At 55.8% G+C, this 1,422-nt stretch carries 2 rRNA genes; both read left to right on the top strand.

Annotated elements, in window-relative coordinates:
- Positions 1-1,128, top strand: a 23S ribosomal RNA gene (locus ACN2TU_RS26885); the annotation flags it as partial.
- Positions 1,129-1,261: 133 nt separating this feature from the next.
- Positions 1,262-1,383: ribosomal RNA gene (gene rrf, locus ACN2TU_RS26880) — 5S ribosomal RNA — on the top strand.
- The last annotated feature ends 39 nt before the right edge of the window (positions 1,384-1,422 follow it).

The raw sequence follows: 1,422 nt of genomic DNA, 5'->3' as shown, positions 1-1,422 counted from the left end.
GGGCAGGCCGCAGTGACTCGGACGCTCCAACTGTCTAGTAACAACATAGGTGACCGCAAATCCGCAAGGACTCGTACGGTCACTGAATCCTGCCCAGTGCGGGTATCTGAACACCCAGTACAATGGGACGAAGGACCCGTTAACGGCGGGGGTAACTATGACCCTCTTAAGGTAGCGTAGTACCTTGCCGCTTCAGTAGCGGCTTGCATGAATGGATCAATGAGAGCGTCACTGTCCCAACGTTGGGCCCGGTGAACTGTACGTTCCAGTGCGGAGTCTGGAGACCCCCAAGGGGAAGCGAAGACCCTATAGAGCTTTACTGCAGGCTGTCGCTGAGACACGGTCGCTACTGTGCAGCATAGGTAGGAGCCATTACACAGGTACCCGCGCTAGCGGGCCACCGAGGCATCAGTGAAATACTACCCGGTAGTGACTGTGACTCTCACTCCTGGCGGAGGACACCGGTAGCCAGGCAGTTTGACTGGGGCGGTACGCGCTCGAAAAGATATCGAGCGCGCCCCAAGATTTCCTCACCCGAGTCAGAGACTCGGGAAAGAGCGCAAGAGCATAAGGAAGTCTGACAGTGTCCTACACAACGAGGGACGCTGACGCGAAAGCGTGGTCTAGCGAACCAATGAGCCTGCTTGATGCGGGCCATTGATGACAGAAAAGCTACCTTAGGGATAACAGAGTCGTCACCGGCAAGAGCACATATCGACCCGGTGGCTTGCTACCTCGATGTCGGTTCCCTCCATCCTGCCCGTGCAGAAGCGGGCAAGGGTGAGGTTGTTCGCCTATTAAAGGAGGTCGTGAGCTGGGTTTAGACCGTCGTGAGACAGGTCGGCTGCTATCTATTGGGGGTGTTACGATACCTGACGGGAACGTTCGTATAGTACGAGAGGAACTACGAATGGATGCCACTGGTGTACCGGTCGTTCGAAAGAGCGCGTGCCGGGCAGCCACGCATCACGGGGTAAGAGCTGAACGCATCTAAGCTCGAAACCCACCTGGAAAAGAGGTATCATCCGAGACCGCTCGTAAAAGACGAGTTCGATAGGCTCGGGGTGTACGCACCGAGGCAACGAGGTGTTCAGCCCGCGAGTACTAACTGGTCAACGCCACACAATCATACCGCATATTGGAATTCACATTCACGGAATGTGAGTCCAGGCGCAAACTGGATTGCACGTAATCATACGGTTCATGTCGAACCATCAACGATTGGTATCCATGGTCACGGTTCGATTCCGTGAGTTGACGTTAAGGCGGCCAGAGCGACAGGGTCACACCCGTACCCATCCCGAACACGGAAGTTAAGCCTGTCTGCGTTTCGGTCAGTACTGGAGTGCGCGAGCCTCTGGGAAATCCGATTCGCCGCCTCCATTCATACTTCACTCACCTCACCGAGAGCGTACGCTCTCG

The sequence above is a fragment of the Haladaptatus marinus genome (genome assembly GCF_051194195.1).
This window is presented reverse-complemented; position numbering and strand designations above follow the sequence as displayed.